Raw genomic sequence first — 213 nt, 5'->3', positions numbered from 1 at the left:
CTGGTGCAAACACGAAACCGCTCCCGATTACACACGCCTACTCGAACGCATCCCTGCCCCGTTAATCGCAACGACAGATGGCGGGCAAGGAACAGCAAGCGCAATAAAAACCTGCTGGTCAACAACATATGTGCAGCGTTGCCTTGTCCACGCACAGCGTGTAGTTCGTCGCTACACAACCTCACGCCCACGTACTGATGCCGGCAAAGCTAT

General features: G+C 54.9%; 1 pseudogene. It reads left to right on the top strand.

Features of this window, described 5'->3' with window-relative positions:
* A pseudogene (locus tag QP934_RS11670) lies at positions 1 to 213 on the top strand (IS1249 family transposase); the annotation flags it as partial.

It is taken from the genome of Corynebacterium sp. MSK122, assembly GCF_030229435.2.
Taxonomy (GTDB): Bacteria; Actinomycetota; Actinomycetes; order Mycobacteriales; family Mycobacteriaceae; genus Corynebacterium; species Corynebacterium marquesiae.
Note: the sequence above shows the minus strand (reverse complement) of the source record. Positions and strands in the feature narration are given on the sequence as shown.